The following is a 16423-nucleotide window of genomic DNA, read 5'->3' as shown; positions in this document are numbered from 1 at the left end:
ATGCGCACACCGCGAATGTTGATCAGCGTTGCGGCGCTGACCGCTGCGACAGTCGCTGGTGTCATGTACCCAGCGACCGCCTCGGCCAATGACAAGTGGGCGCTCAACGGCACGTTCGTCGCCACGTCCAACGGCGAGTGGGCCACCACCAACGATGTGTTCCACGACGAGCGCAGTGTGCGCAGCATGTGGACGATCACGTCGACGTGCAGCTATCCCACCGAGTGCATCGGCACCGTCAGCAGCGACGCGGGGTGGACGGCGCCGATTTTCCAGACCGGCGGAGACTGGCGGGTCAAGCGCACGATTCCGGATTGGATGCCCTGCCAGGACGGCACCAGCGCACCGGGGTTTCAGGTGTTCCGATTCCATAGGTCCAGCCCCGGCGGCGATCAGACCGACCCCACCTCCAACATGCTGGTCGGCCAGGACTCGACCACCGGTGAGTCCGGGGCCTGCGGGCACAGCCTGGCGCTGTTCATCAACATGCCGTTTAAGTTGGTCAAGCAGACCTGACGTCATCGACCATGTCGAGCGCGGCGAGATGGCTGAACAACATTGACGCCCCGATGGGGTTTCCACCACCCGGGTATGTCGTCCCGCTGACCGCTGCCATGGTGTTACCCGCTGCGTACAGGCCGGGAATCGGCCGACCGGATTCGTCGAGCACCCGGGCCCTGGTATCGGTGCGCAAGCCGCCCTTGGTGCCCAGATCGGACAGGCCGAACGCCGCGGCGTGAAAGGGTGCGGTGTCGATCGGCACCAGTGGGGATTCGCCACCGGAGAAGGCGCGGTCGTAGGCCTCGTCACCGCGCCCGAAGTCGGTGTCGGCGCCCGCGGCGACCATTGCGTTGTAGCGGGCGACCGTCTGCTCCAGTGTGTCGGCGGGCACCCCGATGACCTCGGCCAGCTCAGCCAAAGTAGCTGCGCTGCGCCATAAGCCGGCGGCGCGGTACTGCTCGGCATCCACCATCGAGACATTGGTGGCCTTGACCGGCGGGACGTCACCGTCGCGGTTGTCGTAGACCATCCAGAACGGCACATCGAGCCGGCCGGCCGCCATCTCGGCGATGATCTCCCGGCCAATCCGATCGTAGGCCGCGGACTCGTTGACGAACCGCTGGCCGGCCTGGTTCACGAAGATGCCGCCGGTGAACCACAGGGAGAATGCCGAACGTCCATCCGGGTGGGTCAGGCCAGGCGACCACCACGCCTGATCCATCAGATCGGTCGCAGCACCCGCCCGGATGCCGGCTTCCAGTGCCGCCCCGGTGCTACCCGGGCCGCCCATGCTGTCTCTGGTGTCACCCGGTACCCCGTAGATCCGCCGCAGCGCGGCGTTCTGCTCGAATCCACCTGCAGCCAAAAGGACTCCGCGCCTGGCGCCGATCCGTGCCGGGGCTCCGTCACGCTGCACGATGGCGCCCACCACCCGGCCGTCGTCGGTGATGAGGTCAGTCAGCGCGGTGTTGCGGTACAGCGCGGCATCGGGATAACCGGCCAGTGCGGCAAGAAATCGGCCGATCAGCGCCCGGCCACCGAACAGCTTGTCCGGCGCGGGTGTGCCAAGACGATCACGGTCGAGCGGCCCACGTACGAAAGCGGCGTAGGGGCCGAGCTTCTCGCCGCGGATCGGTGCCGCCACGATGTGGCGCATCCCGTCACCGCGCGAGTCGGGTGCCTTGCCGAAGTAGTCCGGCCAGGGCAGCACGCCGAACGTGAAGTGTTCGGGGTCGGCCTCCAGGTATTCGATCAGGCCCGGCCCGCGCCGAATATAGGTCTCCTGCAGTTCCACCGGGGTGCGGTCACCGATGACGGCGTGAAAGTAGCGGAACGCCTTCTCGATTGTGTCGTCGCTGCCCGCGCGTTGCAGCACCGGGTTGCACGGAAACCACATGCCCCCGCCACCGGAGTATGCCGTCGTCCCGCCGAAGAATTCCGTCGCCTCGACCAACGCCACTGACAGACCCTCGCGGGCGGCCGTATAGGCCCCGGCGATGCCGCCGCCGGAACCGGCCACGATGACGTCAACGGTCTCGTCGAATGAGCTGTCCTGCGCGGTCATCGGCCTCCTTTGGTGGGTGCACCTACTGTCGCCGGTGACCGGACGCGAAGCAACCACGACTCCCGGTGAGCGAGTGTCAGGCCGTGAAGCGCTCGCGCGTGGGCCGGGCGATCACGCGGGTGCTCACGGCGTCGCCGATGCTCGGGGCGAACGCCGGCCGTCACCGCACAGCCGGTCTTCGAGCGTCATCGCCTCGATCATGTACAGGCTTATGACGGGGAGGCCAGGAACGGCTGCGACGAGACGCCAACGGCATTCAAACAACTGCGGTGACATCAGCACCGGGAGCAGGCCGAAGATCCCGATCAGGACGGCGGCCTGGGCGGCGGCGTCCAGAGCGGCCTGGGTGTTCCTGATCCGTCGCGGTAGGCGGCGGCGACGAGGTCGGCAGTTTGAGCGAGCTGTCCAATCAGCGGGGTGGCGCAGTGTCCAGCACAGCTGTCTGCCGCGGGTGAATGAACACACCTTCGGCGCGGACGGTCACGCCGTCTTCGGTACTGAGGTGCCCGACCGCGTAGGTCTTCGCTCCCTCGACTCGATCTACGCGAGCTTCAGCCCGTAAGGGTCCGAGTCGCGTCCCCAGCTCGTAACGCAGCGTGAGCGTTCCGGTGACGGCGGGCCGGCCGGGCTTGTGCGCGGTCGCGCCGAGAACGTGGTCAAGAAGGAGCGCGCAGATTCCACCGTGCACATGGCCCGGTGGTCCTTCGTATGCCGCGCCCAGAACGACATCGGCCCAGACACTTCCGTCGGCTTCATGGTGGACGATGAGAGGCGGAGCCAGGGCATTGCGCAATCCGATGACGGCGTTGCCCCACGCCCGAGGCCGCCCGTCGCTGCCCGCTTCAATGCCGAAAGACCCTGGGATCAAGGCGTCGCTCAATTCGGTGGCCGCGGCGTCGATTTTCGCCTTCGCTGACACGATCGTGTCGGGATCGGATTGACTCCGGATGGTGACATCGACGAGCCGGCGAACGGACGAGGTCAGCGACGCGTACAGCGCCTCGGGGTGCATCCCCTCAGGATTCAGTCGGTACGGGTCGCTGTGCAATGCGGCGTCCCGACCAGCGGTTGGTAAGAGCGAAACCGTGTGACCTGGGTTGATACCCTATAAGCCGTGACGGAACCCGAACCTGCAACCATGCCGCCGCTGTCCGCGACCGGCTGGGCACTGCTCGGGATGCTCTCGTACGAGACGGAATTGTCGGGTTATGACATCCGCAAGTGGATCGACTGGAGCATGCGCTACTACTACGGCAGCCCGGCCTTCAGCCAGATCTATTCGGAGCTGAAGAAGCTGGAAAAGCTGGGTCTGCTCACCTCACGTCTGGACGGCGCCGGCGCACGCAACCGTCGCCTGTACAAGATCACCGATTTCGGTATGGACGTCGTCACGCGATGGGCGCGGGAGGCTCCACTCGAGCCCCCGTCGCTGAAGCACCCGGCGATCTTGCGGGTGACATTGGGCCACTTGAGCGATCCCGCCGCACTCAAGCAGATGCTGCAGGAGCACATCGCGTATGTCGACGACATGCAGCGCAGTGCTGCCAAGGAAGCCCGATGGGCCGCAGCGGATCCGTCGTGGGCCTATGCCAAGGTCGCACTGGACTGGGCGGAGCGCTACTACGCGTCCGAGCGCGAGCTCACCCTGAAAATGATCAAAGATCTCGACGAGGCAGAGGCCAAGTTTCCCAAAGTTGGTGAGGGCGCGAAGATCCCGTGGCCGGATCCGGCTTACTGGTATGAGATCGAACGCAAAGCCGATGCCGAAGACGCCGACTGACTATGGTCCGTTAGCCGCGTCGAGGGCAGCGAGGTACCCGTACACCAATCCTTGCGCGATTGTCGCGCCGGCCCCCGGATAGGTGTTTCCGAACGCGTTGGCCGCGGTATTGCCTATCGCGTACAACCCGTCGATGACGGACCCGTCCTCGCGGAGCACACGGGCGCGGTCATCGGCCCGCAGACCACCGCAGGTACCCAAGTCGCTCAGCACCATTTTGACGGCGTAGAACGGCCCTTTGACAAGCGCCCGCAGGTTCGCATTCGGGGTGACCGTGGGATCGCCGTAGTAGCGGTCGTATGCGCTTCGGCCCCGCTGGAAGTCGGGGTCCTCGCCGGCGAACGCGTTTTCGTTGAATCGGGCCACCGTTGCGCGGAAGCCGTCGAGGGGAACACCCATCTTGGTGGCGAGGGCACTGAAATCGTCTGCTCGGACGGCGATTCCAGCGTCATACCATTTTTGGGGGATCGGCATGCGGGGGAACAGTTCAGCGGCGAAGACGTAGCTGTTGCGGTACTGCTGGTCGAAGACGATCCACATGGTGTCCACCGGCGTCCCCGCAGCTTCGAGCTGGAGAACCCGCTGCCCGAAGCTCATGTAGTCAGACGATTCGTTGGCAAACCGCTGACCGTTGTGGTCAACGATGAACGAGCCGGGCAGCGACCGCTCAGCCAGCATCACCGCAGGGGCGGCACCGGGCAGCGGCGCGACAGCGGGAAACCACCACGATTGATCCATCAGTGCAATGTCGGCGCCGATGTCCTGACCGATCCGAATTGCGTCACCGGTGTTGGACTCGGCGCCGAGGCTGAGATTGCTGGGGAGGCTTTCCGATTGGAACTTCCACCGCATATCCATGCTGTGGTCGAAGCCGCCGGCGGCGAGCACGACGCCGCGTCGCGCGGTGATGGCGACGGACTTTCCGGCGTGCTCAACGATGGCGCCGGTGACGCGGGTTCCGTCGGTGACCAACTCCGTCAGGGCAGTTCGGAGCCAGATCGGGATGCCGGCGCGAATGGCGCCTGCGAAGAGACCGGCGGCCAACGCCTGGCCTCCGGCCGCGTAGCGACGGCCCAGGGCCAGGCCCCCGACGCCTTGCGCAAGCCGCTTGATGATCGTCGGTAACCCCTTGCGCGGCACCCGGCTCACGAGGTTCATCCAGCGGTAGTCCGCGCCGGTGGTCGGCATCGGAATGCTGGCCTCCATGATCCCCGGGCGCAGAGCGGGCAAGTACTGGCCGAGAATCGCCGTGTCCAGCGGACGGCACTCGCAGGTGCGTCCGGCGGCCGATCCACCCGACACCTCGGGGTGGTAGTCGGAGTACTCCTTGGCCCAGAACAGCTTCATCGGTGTGGTGCGACGGAGCATCTCGACGGTCGAGGGCAGACCGTTCAGATAGCCCGTGGAACGCTCCCGCGGAGCGGAGCCTGCGACCACGCCATCAAGGTAGGTCTGCGCCCGGGCCGCGGAATCAGAGCCACCGCATTCCTCGATCACCGAGCTTGACGGTAGCCAGAGAGCGCCGCCGGATCGGGCTGTTGATCCGCCGACGTGGGAGGACTTCTCGACGACAAGCACGGACAATCCGAGCTCGTGGGCGGCCAGCGCAGCCGAAAGTCCGGTTCCTGACCCAATGACCAGAAGGTCCACTTCGGCGTCAGCGATGGTCAGTCCGGTGGGGACGGTGTCGTGGCTGGTGGCGATCACAATTGCCGACGATAGGACCGCGCGGGAAGATTTCGGCTTCGACATCCCTTTGAGCGGAACGCTGCCCTTCTGCGGAGCCGTTCTGCGAAGTTCAATGGAGACCAGCCCGCGAATCCATCGATCGAAGGACGGACGCACTATGACGACGCATGTCGAGGCCGACGATATTCGCTTGATCGAGGCCGGCGCGGTGCCCACCCGATTTGCTCGCGGGTGGCATTGCCTGGGTTTGGTCCGTGATTTCGCCGACGGAAGGCCACACCAAATCAATGCCTTCGGCCAGAAGCTGGTGGTGTTTCGCAGCGAGGACGGCGCCATCAACGTGCTCGACGGGTACTGCCGGCACATGGGCGGCGACCTGTCGCAGGGGACGGTGAAGGGTAACGAGATCGCATGCCCGTTCCATGACTGGCGATGGGGCGGCGACGGCCGGTGCAAGTTGGTGCCGTACAGCAAGCGCACACCCCGGCTGGCGCGCACTGTATCATGGCCTACGGTGCAGCAGGACGGCATGTTGTTCGTCTGGAACGACCCCGAACGGAACGCGCCGTCAGACGACGTGACCATCCCACGTATCGCGGGTGCGACGAGTGACGAGTGGACCGACTGGCATTGGTATACCACGGTTGTGCACACGAACTGCCGCGAGATCATCGACAACGTCGTGGATATGGCGCACTTCTTCTACATCCACGGATCGCTTCCGACACAGTTCAAGAACATCTTCGAAGGCCATGTCGCGACGCAATATATGAACAGTGCCGGCCGTCCCGATATCGGGGAACCTGGCGAAAGTCAGATGTTGGGGACGACATCAGTGGCGTCGTACTACGGTCCGTCGTTCATGATCGATGATTTGACCTACCACTACACCGATGTGGACCACCGAACCGTTCTGATCAATTGTCACTATCCCATCGATGCCAATTCCTTTGTGCTGCAATATGGGATCATTGTGAAGAAGTCGGCTGAGCTACCTGATGACCTGGCCATGCAAACGGCAATAGGTCTCGGCGACTTCGTCAAGATGGGCTTCGAGCAGGACGTCGAGATCTGGCGCAACAAGGCCCGTATCGATAACCCGCTGTTGGTGGAAGAGGACGGGCCGGTGTATCAGTTGCGACGCTGGTACGAGCAGTTCTATGTCGACGTCGCCGATGTCACGCCAGACATGGTGGACCGCTTCGAATTCGATCTTGACACCACTCAACCGACCGCGGCATGGATGAAGGAAGTGGAAGCCAATATCGCGGCCAGGGCGTCGGCGTCCGGACCGGTGGGATAACGATGGTCGTCCGTCCGGACAATCGTCTCGCCGACGCGCCGATGGTTCCGGTGGACTGTCGGCGCTGTGGGGCCGGGGTTCAGGTGCGGAAAAGCAGCTGGAACCAGACCAGCGTGCAATGGACAGGAACCGCGCTGGATCGATGTGAAGAGCGTTGCACTGCAGCCCAATTAGCGGGCGACGGTGGTCACCATCTCTTTCTGTCCTGCCGCGCGCTCAGCGAATCGATCACCGACGCAGTGCGCACTGGCATTCTGTTGGTGGTCGACGGCTCAGCCTGAGCCTCATGGATTCGTCAATGGCGGCAGGGCCCCGACGATCATCTGCACGGCGGTCTGGCTCGGCTTGCCGGACATGTACCGACTGATCATCGATTACCAATACCCGGGCCCCCCTTAACCTCGACGAGTACGTTGCCCCCATCGTGGTCTCCTTGCCTTGCTCAAGCGAATTGAAAGGCGCTCACCGGTGCATCATCTGGGTAGCTCGTCGGGCCGCCGAGATCGTAGGCAGCGTTGAGCGCTCCGATGAACTGTGGGTCGTGCAGTGGCTCGCCGGGGACATCGAGGGTGATGCCCTTGCCTGTGAGATCGTCGACCATCATGCCGATCGCCCGTTCGATCGTAATGTCGTCGGAGCCGTCCATGTTCTTTCGTAACTCGTCGAAGTCCTCGAACACTTCGGCTGACCAGTGCACGAGGAACCGCAACTCATTCGTGTGGTGGCGCGCGATGACGTCGTCGCCGTTCCTCAGCAGCCATTGATCACGATCGGCGGGGTCGCCGGTGAACACGGTACCGAAGGCCAGACCGGTCGGAACCTGCTGGCCGAGTGGGCCATTGGCCTCACCGCGATGCACCATCATCTCGTTCTGCACGACAACGCCGCGATTGTTGATGGGTGGTAGGACGCGGGCGGGGGGCTTGAGCGGGCCGTCGGGCCAGTAGGTGAAACCCGACCCTTCATCGAGGGAGAACCAGGTGATGACCTGCGCCATCTTGATCAGGTAGTCGGTGAACAGCCCTGATTTACCCATCACACTGCACAACCAGGTCGGTGCGTTCTCGTGGCGAACCCCACGGAAGCTGGGGGAGTCCAGATGTCCGGGGTCGCGGTTGGCGCACGGCCCATTGATGTTGAACAGCATCATCTCTGGCTTGGCGTACGGGGCGTTCCAGTAGCGCTTTGCCTGCTCGATGAAGCCGGCGTTGTAGAAGCAGTCATGCAGCTCGGGGTAAAGGACCGTTCCGTAGTTGGCCAGATACCCGCGGAACGTCGGGGTCAAGAATAGGTCGAGCGACGGAGTGAAGCCCTCGGGAAACGCACCACTCATGGTGGCGATCAATTCATCGGCCGAGGCGAAGTGCTGAGCGATGATGAGCTTCCACGGCCCCTCAGCGTGCACGACATTGAGCAGTCGCTGTCGCTGATCGTCGGTATAGACATCGCTGATCTCGCGTGGCGGGGCGACGGGACGCAGGACATCGGACAGTTCGAGACGCCGCTCATCGGTCAGCATGGTGCTCTCCTTCGGTGGTGAGGGATTCGATTGTCGGCAGCGCCTGCTCGGATAGCGTGATCGGCGTCCGTTGATCGGGAGAATCGTTCAGAAGGTGGGCAAATTTTGCGCGCAGTAAAGCGCCAATCTCTGCGATGGCCAAGCGGCCGCGGGCCGTGCTGTCCGAGCGCATCAGAAAGCCGTGGTAGACACCGGGATAGCGCGTCAGGGTGGTCTGCACCCCCGCATCGGATAACCGGCGGGGATCGTGGGGCGACCCGGCCTCGCCATCGACCAACTCGTGCATGTACAGGATGTCGTCACGGCGCAGCATCGGCGCGTCCGGCATCGAGGTGATCGACGCCGCACCCAGATCCCTGTCCAGGCCGGGGTAAAGCAACACTTGCGCGCAGAGTGGGGGACTGTTGCGGTCCCTTGCCGCCAGGGCAACGGCCGCGGCCAGCGAACCGCCCGCACTGTCGCCGACGACGGCCAGCCGACCGACGTCCAGATCGAGGTCATCCCCGTGGCTGCTGACCCATTCGGTGGCCGCGTAGGCGTCCTCGAACTGCGCAGGCGGCGGAGCCTCGGGCGCCAACCGATATTCGACGGCGACAACCGCGGCACCGCTGGCGTGGGCCAGCTCCCGCGCCAACGGCTCGAACGAGTGGTTGGTGCCCATCACCAGCCCGCCGCCGTGTAGGTAAACGACTACCGGAGAGCGGGATTCGATGGTAGGTCGATAGATGCGCAATGGAATCGGTCCTGCTGGTCCCGGTACGCTCAGGTCCTCGATACCGACCATTGCCGGCATATCTGGCCGCTGCGCGGATTCGAGGCCAGCGCGCACCGCCGCCAATCCCCGGGTGCGCATCGGCGGCATGTCACCGAATGATGCGACGCGGTCGGCGGCGTCAGGATCTAGCCTGGGGAGGCGCATATCAGTCCTGGGTGGGATCGAACCGGCGTTGGCTACGCAGCCGGGGTGCCTCTTGACTGGTCAAAACGCGTGCCCGCTCCAGCATCGCCGATCCGACATACTCAGGTTGGGTGAGAAGGTAAAAGCGGCCTTCGGCGGCTTGCTCGAACACCGCTTGGGCGGCGGCCAGTGGGTCCATCGCCTCGGCCTTGATGTCGAGCATCGCGCTGCGCTGGGCCTCGGCAGCACTGGTGTCACCGGATTGCACCCCGCCTGCGGACTCAAAGATGTTGGATACCACCGCGCCGGGCAATACCGCCTGCACGTGCACGTGGTGATCGTGGCCGGCGGACTGCACTTCCAGGCGTAGGCATTCGGTGAGAGCGAGCACCGCGTGCTTGCTCATGATGTAGGGCGCCTGCAAAGGGACTACCGCGACCCCGCCGATTGAGGACAGATTCCACACCCAAGCGGGGGCGGTGGTGGCCATCATCTTCGGTAGAAACGCCCGAATGCCGTGGAATACGCCGCTGATATTGACATCCAGAACCCGCTGCCAATTGGCAACGGAAGTGTCCCAGAGGTAGCCGAACTGCTCGACACCGGCGTTATTGACCAACAGCTGCACGGCACCCACATCGCGGTACACGTTGTCGGCAAGGGCCGCCACGGCCTCGGCGTCACGCACATCGCAGACTATGTCGATCGCGGAACCGCCTGCGGCGGTGAGTTCGTCGCGGAGAGCCGCGACCGCTGGGCCGTCGATATCGACCAGTACCACCGTCATGCCCAGTCGGCTGGCGTGGCGAGCCAAGCCGGCACCGATTCCGGCGCCGGCACCGGTGATGACGGCGATGCCGCCGGCGAAGGTGTCGCGAGCGTTCACGCTGGCTGCGTGCTGGCGGCCGCGGCGTGCTGGGCGAACGGCACCGAATCCTCGGCGTCGAGCACAACGGTCATGAACGTGAAGACAAGTCCATCGGCCGAGCGTCGGAGGCCGGCATCGACAACACCGCTGGATACGGCAAACGGAATGTTGTTGGTGATTTGGTTGACGAGCAGGTAGAACCGGACCGTCGTCACATCACCATCGATCCCGGTCCGGAAGACGTTGGTCGCGTGATGCCGGCAGGGGTAGGGGTTTTCGTTGCGGTGCGCAGTCAGCCAGGTCAGAGTTTCTGCACCGCCGTGCAATTCGGCGGCCAGCAGATGTTCGAACGGGCAGCTACCGGAGTCCGAGCGGCTCAGGTACTCCATCTCGTCGCCGACGCGGGCAGCTATCTCGTCGAAGTGGCCCTGGTCGTAGTGAAACCAGAATCCGGCGATGAACTCCTGAACCTCGGACAGGGCGATCTCGTTGCGCATGGTCGGCAGTCAACCTGGATGAGGCACTCGTGACGCTACTGATGACCGATGAGTGGAACACTTGGCAAACCCTAGTCTCCCGCTGAGTAGACAACAGGATCGCCGGCGTTGTGCACCTCTTCGATACTCGGGTGTCATGAGCACTGGATCATCTGCCGCCATGGTGAGCACCGACGTCGAGAGCGCAACGCTGCGGCATCACCTGTTACAGGCCGATCCAGGCGTCCTGTTGGCTGTCCTGGCGCAGATGACCGGTGACGCCACGGTCCTTGACCGGTATGCGGGCAAGATTGACCACGTTCCCGATCCGCCCGAAAAGGCGGGTAGGACCGATCAGGCCACGGCCGAGGCCCTGGCGGACGAGATCGTGGTCGCGCTGCGCGAACCTCGGAGACCCGACGCACCCGCCGCCGATGACCGAGAGCTGTTCGCCCGGCTGTTGCCGGTGGCATTGGGCACAGTCGTCGACGACGAACACATCGATCTGCTCCTCGAGCAGGGCGGCTTTCGGCCCTCGCAACCCACGCTGCCTCGGACCACACCGATTCCGTCAACGACCACGATGGCGATCATCGGCGCTGGGATCGCCGGCATCGCGGTGGCGCTCGCCGCCGCCGAGGAGGGTGTGAAGTTCACCATCTTCGACCGCAACGCCGAAGTCGGCGGGACCTGGCTCACGACAACGTATCCCGGTATCGGTGTGGACACACCGTCGGCCTACTACTCACTGTCGCGGGAAGTGAATCCGGAGTGGTCGAGCTACTATCCGATCGGGGCGGAATACCAGGCATACCTGGTGGGCCTGGCCGACAAACACGACCTGCGGCAGCATATTCGCTTCGGCGCCGAAGTGGAAGCGCTGTGGTGGGACGAACAGTGCCAACAGTGGCAGATACATTCGCGCGCCGCCGACGGCACCCTGAGCTTCGGCTATGCCAGCGTCGTCGTCACGGCGGCCGGGTACCTGAATCGGCCGCGCTTTCCCGATGTGACGGGACGCGACACGTTCGGCGGTATCAGCGTCCACTCGGCGCGCTGGGATCACACCCTCGATCTCACCGGGAAACGGGTGGCGATCATCGGCGCAGGCTGCACCGCCGTGCAGATCGTCGACGCGTGCGTCGACGAGGTCGAACATCTCACTGTATTTCAACGCCAACCGCATTGGGTCGCGCCACGCAAGCGGCTCACTGACGAGGTTCCCGAGCACCGCCGCTACCTAGGAAGGGCGCTGCCCTTCTACGCGATGTGGCATCGACTGAAATCGTATTGGGGCACCGCCGACAACAACTACCCGATCATCCTGCAAGATCCCGAGTGGTCGCAGACCCACCTGTCGATCTCGCCGGCCAACGACGTGCTTCTAAAGATGTGCCAGGAGTACATCGACCGGACATTCGGTGCGGGAACTGCGTTGGCCCGCAAGGTCACCCCGGACTTCGCGCCCTATGGCAAGCGCATCATTCGCGATCCCGGGGGCTACTACTGCGCATTGACCCGTGATCATGTCGATGTCGAAGCCAGTGAGCCCGCGGAAGTGAACGCTGCCGGCATCGTCACCGCCGACGGACGCCAGATCGATCTCGACGTCATCATCTACGCCACCGGATACCATCTGGATTTCCTGTCTACCGTCGACATCCGCGGCCGCGATGGCAAGACCCTGACCGAGGAGTGGGGAATTAGTCCGCGTGCGTACCGGGGCGGGACCGTCCCGGGATTTCCGAACCTGTTCATCACCTCGGCGCCCAACTACAGCCCCGGCCATGGTGCGGGCGCCAACTTCTCGATGGAGGTGCTCGCCCACTACATCCTGGAGTGCCTGCAATTGATGGCGCTTCGCGGCGCGACCACAATCGAAGTCAGTCAGCGTGCCTACGAGGACTACGTCGCCAACCTCGACGAGGCGATGCAACGCACCGTGTGGTGCCACACCCCGAATGCCCACACGTACTACCGGTCCGAGTCCGGACGGGTCGTGGTGGCCACCCCGTATCGACTCGTTGACCTGTGGCAACAGCACCGCGCGCCCATCGAAGACGATTTCATCCTTCGATGAGCCAGATCTTGCTCGGCAGAACGGCATTGGTGACCGGCAGTAGCCGGGGGATCGGTCGGGCGATTGCGCAACGCCTGGCCGCCGAAGGCGCCACCGTCGCGGTGACCGCCCGCGCCGACACCCCCTCGCTATCGGTGCGTTCGGGGGTCAGCGAGGCGATACCGGGCACTATCGCGGAGACCGTCGCGCTTATCGAAGCCGCCGGCGGCACTGCGTTCGGACTGGCCGCTGATCTCGAAGACCCCACAGCGCGCGGTGGTTTGGTCGAGGCGGTGGTAGACCGGACAGGCCGTATTGACATTGTGGTCAACAATGCCGGCTTTGCCGACTACGGTGTCGTCGAAGACATGGCCTTGGAGACGTTTGACCGGACCGTCGAGCACTACTTGAAGACCCCCTTCATCTTGACGAAAGCCGCAGTGCCACATATGCGGCGACAGGGTGCGGGGTGGATCGTCAACATTGGCTCGGTCACCGGGGTTGCTCCGGTTCGGCCCTACCGGGACTACAACAAGATTGCCGGTGATGTGATCTACGCGTCGTGCAAGGCCGCTTTGCACCGCTTCACGCAGGGACTTGCTGCCGAGCTGCTCGACGCCAATATCGCCGTCAACTGTGTGGGCCCCTCGACGGCGGTGCGGACCCCCGGAGCGGCGGCACTGATTCCCGAGAGTTTTCCGACCGAGCCCGTGGAGTATCTAGCCGAAACTGTGTTGGCGATGTGCCACCTGCCGGCCGAACAGCGAACGGGCCTGGTGGCTTTCAGCTTGCACTACCCATGGTCGCAGCAGTTGACGGTGCATTCGCTCGACGGTGCCACGGTGTTGCCGCCGTTGGAGCCGCCGGCTTCGGCGAACCCGAATATTCTGCCCGCTGGGGTCTAGAGGATCGGTGCCGGTATCTCGCAAAAGCTATGGCACACCCGGTCTCGGATGATCACGTCGGTGGTTTCGGGATCGAACCAGCGGTCCACGACCGCCCAGTGGACGGGGTGCATCAGGTAGGGGCCCATCAGGCCGTCTACGTCGGTGAACTCCTGCTCGAAGACGTGGGTCCAGTCACTCGTGCCGACCGCGTCGTCGACTCGGCTCAGCTGCCACGCCGTGATTGTTGACACGTAGCGCGGCATCATCGCTAGCTCGCGTTCGAACGCGGCGACCTGTTCCTCGGATGCTTCGGGGGAGACCCGCACCAGCAGTGTGCGGTACACGGTGCCGGTGCCGCGGCGACGCGGTGTTCCCCGGTAGGTCACCCCGTTGACATGAGTGATCGCCGGGTCGCGCAGTACGTGAGCGAAATCGGTGTCGTTCCATGCGTGGTGGTCGGGGAAGCGGATGTGCACCAGGATATCGCCGCCGTTGCGCGACCCAGGCAACGTTGGTTGCACCAGAGCACGTAACGCACCGCTGGCTTCTGTTGCCGCCCTCAGCGCGCTCAGTACACGCTCGCGGTCGGATTCGACGACATCGAGCAACCGCGTGACACCCGCAGTCGCGACGCCGTCGGACACATCAGGGGGTGCCGGCGGCTCCGCGTCATCCAGGTCGTCGGCGGGTGACGCCACACTGCGGCTGCGTTCGGCGACGAGATCTGAGATTTCCGTCCACCATTGAGCCACCGACGGATCGGGTCGCCCTTGCCACGTCATCTGCCACCAGGCTTGCGGGCTCGGTAATGACCACGTGATCGTCACGACGTTGGAACGGTCGCCGAACAAGATCGGTGGACTCACCAGAACGTCACGCAGATCCATCCCACGCTCGCGGGCTCCCGGGGCGTAGCCGGACAAGTAGGCGTCGATGAACGCTTGTGCGCACCCAGGGGCGGTCACCACCCGGTCGATCACCACGACCTCAGCCATGATTGAGTACATCGCCCAGTGATCGGCTCGCCTCTCGGCGTGCTCGATGGGCGAGGTCGAACATGGGCATCGTCATGAAACCGTGGATGCCGCCGTCGAATTCGCATCGGGTGGTCGGTACTCCCGCGGCATCCAGAGCGTCCGCATAGGCGATTCCCTCATCGCGCAACGGGTCGTGGCCCGCCACGACGACGACGGCCGGCGGCAGTCCGGTCAGGTCGGCCTGCAACGGTGAGGCATAGGGATGCATACGGTCGTCTATGGTCGGCACGTATTGATCCCAATACCATTGCAGCGCAAGACGCGGGTTGTAGAAGCCCTGCCCGAACGTTCGGTAGGAGTCGGTGCCGAAGTCGGCGGCGATCACCGGATACAGCAGGAGCTGCGCAGCGATACCCGGGCCGCCTCGATCGCGAGCCATTACCGCGGTAACTGCCGCCAGATTGCCGCCGGCGCTGTCTCCGCCGACGGCAATGCGGGTGAGATGGCCCCCGAACTCAGGTGCGTGCGCCGCGGCCCACTCGGTGACGGCGAGGACATCTTCGGCAGCGGTAGGCCAGCGATGCTCGGGCGCGAGCCGGTAGCCGACTGAGATCACCACGGCAGGAATGAGATTCGCCAAAGTGCGGCATAGCCCGTCGTGACTGTCCACGTCACAGAACACGAACCCGCCACCGTGGGCGTAGACAAGTATCGGTAGTGGTTTGCTCGATACCGGGCGGTAGATCCGGACGCCGACCTGGCCACCGACCACGTCGACGTGGTGGTCGGTGACAGCAGAGACGGGCTCGGGGTTCGGGTTGGGGACGAAGCGCGCCCGGATCGCGGCGCGGGCCTGGGCGCCGGTCATCATGTGCACCGGTGGGAAGCCGGCGTCGAGAGTGTCGATCAGGCCGGCGATCTGAGGGTCGAGAGTCACGCCGGTTGCAGGGTGGCCGAACCGCCGCGCAGCGGACGCAGTGGCTGCAACGTGGGAGCGACGCGGTCGGGGCCTGCGTCAGCGCTGCGCCAAATACCCATCGCCGTCATCCGCACCGGTGCGACCAGTCTGCTGTCGAAAGCCATCCGATTCATCGGACCGCACACGGAAACCGCCGCCACGGCTCGACCGGCCGGGCCGATTGCTGCTGCCACACAACCGAATCCGGGCAGTGACTCTTCCCGCTCGAAGGCCACTCCGTGGGCGCGAACCTTGGCCAAGTCGGCAGCGAGTTGCGAAGCGGTGGCGATAGAGAACCGTGTCCTTCGGTTGGACAGATCGACCTCCGTGGTGTCGTTGTCGGCCAGGATGGCTTTGCCTACCGCCGTACAGTGCGCAGGCTGACGCCCGCCGACCCGGGTGGGGATCGCTGCCCCCATCTGGTCGCCGATCTTTTCCAGATACACCACGTCCGAACCATCCAAGACCGCCAGGTGCACAACAAGTCCCGTGGCCCTGTGCAGATCGCGAAGCAATGGAATGGCAGCGCGGTGAATGCGGTCCTGGTGCAGTGCCAGCGATCCCAACTCGACCAACCGCATCCCCAGCTCGTAGTCGCGCCCGTCGCGACGCAGCCAGCGCAACGCGACGAGACGTTCAAGCATGCGGTGCGCAGACGACCGCGGTAGCCCGGTGCGGCGCACGATCTGTGCCAGCGTCAGCCGTCCTGGTCCGTCGAATGAATCCAGGACCAGCGAAATCCGATCAATGACGGCGCTCGGTGTCTCGCCCACCTTCTCGACAGCCATTGTCATGAGGGCCTCCTACTCGACAGCATGCCAATCCGGCATATAACTATTAGTCATATGGTTTTAGCACAGTGCTGTGGTCGCTGTCACATGAAACGCGAAGTGAGTTGGCCGTCGCCGAGGTCGGGAAACGCAAACGAGCGCAGCCACGACATG

At 64.3% G+C, this 16423-nt stretch carries 16 protein-coding genes; 6 read left to right on the top strand and 10 right to left on the bottom strand.

Going from position 1 to position 16423, the window contains the following annotated elements:
* Nucleotides 1-516, top strand: a complete 516-nt coding sequence (locus G6N13_RS20320) for an Rv2253/PknI dimerization domain-containing protein (RefSeq protein ID WP_179965026.1) — start codon at nucleotides 1-3, stop codon at nucleotides 514-516.
* Here G6N13_RS20320 and G6N13_RS20315 read toward each other — a convergent pair.
* Both G6N13_RS20315 and G6N13_RS20310 read right to left on the bottom strand, forming a co-directional pair.
* The gene (locus G6N13_RS20315) at nucleotides 503-2065 is read right to left on the bottom strand and encodes an FAD-binding protein (RefSeq protein ID WP_163699856.1); all 1563 of its coding nucleotides are present in this window, start codon (nucleotides 2063-2065) and stop codon (nucleotides 503-505) included. The genes G6N13_RS20320 and G6N13_RS20315 overlap by 14 nt on opposite strands.
* A gap of 409 nt (nucleotides 2066-2474) precedes the next feature.
* On the bottom strand, nucleotides 2475-3077 hold the full coding sequence (locus tag G6N13_RS20310) for a PaaI family thioesterase (RefSeq protein WP_163699854.1): 603 nt from the start codon (nucleotides 3075-3077) through the stop codon (nucleotides 2475-2477).
* Nucleotides 3078-3203: 126 nt separating this feature from the next.
* Here G6N13_RS20310 and G6N13_RS20305 point away from each other — a divergent pair, with 126 nt between their 5' ends.
* Entirely contained in the window at nucleotides 3204-3845 is a 642-nt protein-coding gene (locus G6N13_RS20305) for a helix-turn-helix transcriptional regulator (RefSeq protein WP_163702360.1), read from the top strand.
* Here G6N13_RS20305 and G6N13_RS20300 read toward each other — a convergent pair whose 3' ends face one another.
* Nucleotides 3846-5510: a 3-ketosteroid-delta-1-dehydrogenase gene (locus tag G6N13_RS20300; RefSeq protein WP_407663944.1), complete on the bottom strand. Its 1665-nt coding sequence runs from the start codon at nucleotides 5508-5510 to the stop codon at nucleotides 3846-3848. It abuts the gene before it with no gap.
* Between the two features lie 181 nt (nucleotides 5511-5691).
* Here G6N13_RS20300 and G6N13_RS20295 point away from each other — a divergent pair, with 181 nt between their 5' ends.
* Nucleotides 5692-6837 carry a 3-ketosteroid-9-alpha-monooxygenase, oxygenase component gene (locus tag G6N13_RS20295; protein ID WP_163699844.1) on the top strand — a complete coding sequence of 382 codons (1146 nt, stop codon included), beginning with the start codon at nucleotides 5692-5694 and terminating at the stop codon, nucleotides 6835-6837.
* A gap of 2 nt (nucleotides 6838-6839) precedes the next feature.
* Nucleotides 6840-7118: a ferredoxin gene (locus G6N13_RS25445; RefSeq protein ID WP_170310460.1), complete on the top strand. Its 279-nt coding sequence runs from the start codon at nucleotides 6840-6842 to the stop codon at nucleotides 7116-7118.
* 161 nt (nucleotides 7119-7279) lie between these two features.
* Here the strand turns inward: G6N13_RS25445 and G6N13_RS20290 are convergent, their stop codons facing one another.
* Genes G6N13_RS20290 through G6N13_RS20275 form a run of 4 tightly spaced genes read right to left on the bottom strand, consistent with a single transcriptional unit; the run spans nucleotide 7280 to nucleotide 10619 of the window.
* Complete coding sequence (locus G6N13_RS20290; protein ID WP_163699842.1) at nucleotides 7280-8356, bottom strand: hypothetical protein; 1077 nt, start codon at nucleotides 8354-8356, stop codon at nucleotides 7280-7282.
* Complete coding sequence (locus tag G6N13_RS20285; protein WP_163699840.1) at nucleotides 8343-9275, bottom strand: alpha/beta hydrolase; 933 nt, start codon at nucleotides 9273-9275, stop codon at nucleotides 8343-8345. Before G6N13_RS20285 ends, G6N13_RS20290 begins: the two co-directional genes overlap by 14 nt.
* Nucleotide 9276: 1 nt before the next feature.
* Nucleotides 9277-10140: an SDR family NAD(P)-dependent oxidoreductase gene (locus tag G6N13_RS20280; protein ID WP_163699838.1), complete on the bottom strand. Its 864-nt coding sequence runs from the start codon at nucleotides 10138-10140 to the stop codon at nucleotides 9277-9279.
* Nucleotides 10137-10619: a nuclear transport factor 2 family protein gene (locus G6N13_RS20275; RefSeq protein WP_163699836.1), complete on the bottom strand. Its 483-nt coding sequence runs from the start codon at nucleotides 10617-10619 to the stop codon at nucleotides 10137-10139. Before G6N13_RS20275 ends, G6N13_RS20280 begins: the two co-directional genes overlap by 4 nt.
* Before the next feature lie 136 nt (nucleotides 10620-10755).
* Between G6N13_RS20275 and G6N13_RS20270 the strand changes: the two genes are divergently transcribed.
* Together G6N13_RS20270 and G6N13_RS20265 are read left to right on the top strand one after the other, a co-directional pair.
* Nucleotides 10756-12678: a flavin-containing monooxygenase gene (locus tag G6N13_RS20270; RefSeq protein WP_163699834.1), complete on the top strand. Its 1923-nt coding sequence runs from the start codon at nucleotides 10756-10758 to the stop codon at nucleotides 12676-12678.
* Nucleotides 12675-13562 carry an SDR family NAD(P)-dependent oxidoreductase gene (locus G6N13_RS20265; protein WP_163699832.1) on the top strand — a complete coding sequence of 296 codons (888 nt, stop codon included), beginning with the start codon at nucleotides 12675-12677 and terminating at the stop codon, nucleotides 13560-13562. The genes G6N13_RS20270 and G6N13_RS20265 overlap by 4 nt, the downstream gene beginning before the upstream one ends.
* Here G6N13_RS20265 and G6N13_RS25955 read toward each other — a convergent pair.
* From G6N13_RS25955 to G6N13_RS20250, 3 genes are all read right to left on the bottom strand, one after another.
* Nucleotides 13559-14188: a Dabb family protein gene (locus G6N13_RS25955; protein WP_322789330.1), complete on the bottom strand. Its 630-nt coding sequence runs from the start codon at nucleotides 14186-14188 to the stop codon at nucleotides 13559-13561. The two genes, G6N13_RS20265 and G6N13_RS25955, sit on opposite strands and share 4 nt — an antisense overlap.
* A gap of 343 nt (nucleotides 14189-14531) precedes the next feature.
* Nucleotides 14532-15458 carry a LipP1 family hormone-sensitive lipase gene (locus G6N13_RS20255; protein WP_163699828.1) on the bottom strand — a complete coding sequence of 309 codons (927 nt, stop codon included), beginning with the start codon at nucleotides 15456-15458 and terminating at the stop codon, nucleotides 14532-14534.
* Nucleotides 15455-16273, bottom strand: coding sequence for an IclR family transcriptional regulator (locus G6N13_RS20250; RefSeq protein ID WP_163699826.1), 819 nt, complete (start codon nucleotides 16271-16273; stop codon nucleotides 15455-15457). Before G6N13_RS20250 ends, G6N13_RS20255 begins: the two co-directional genes overlap by 4 nt.
* Between the last annotated feature and the right edge of the window lie 150 nt (nucleotides 16274-16423).

Source organism: Mycolicibacterium sarraceniae (genome assembly GCF_010731875.1).
Lineage (GTDB): Bacteria > Actinomycetota > Actinomycetes > Mycobacteriales > Mycobacteriaceae > Mycobacterium > Mycobacterium sarraceniae.
This window is presented reverse-complemented; position numbering and strand designations above follow the sequence as displayed.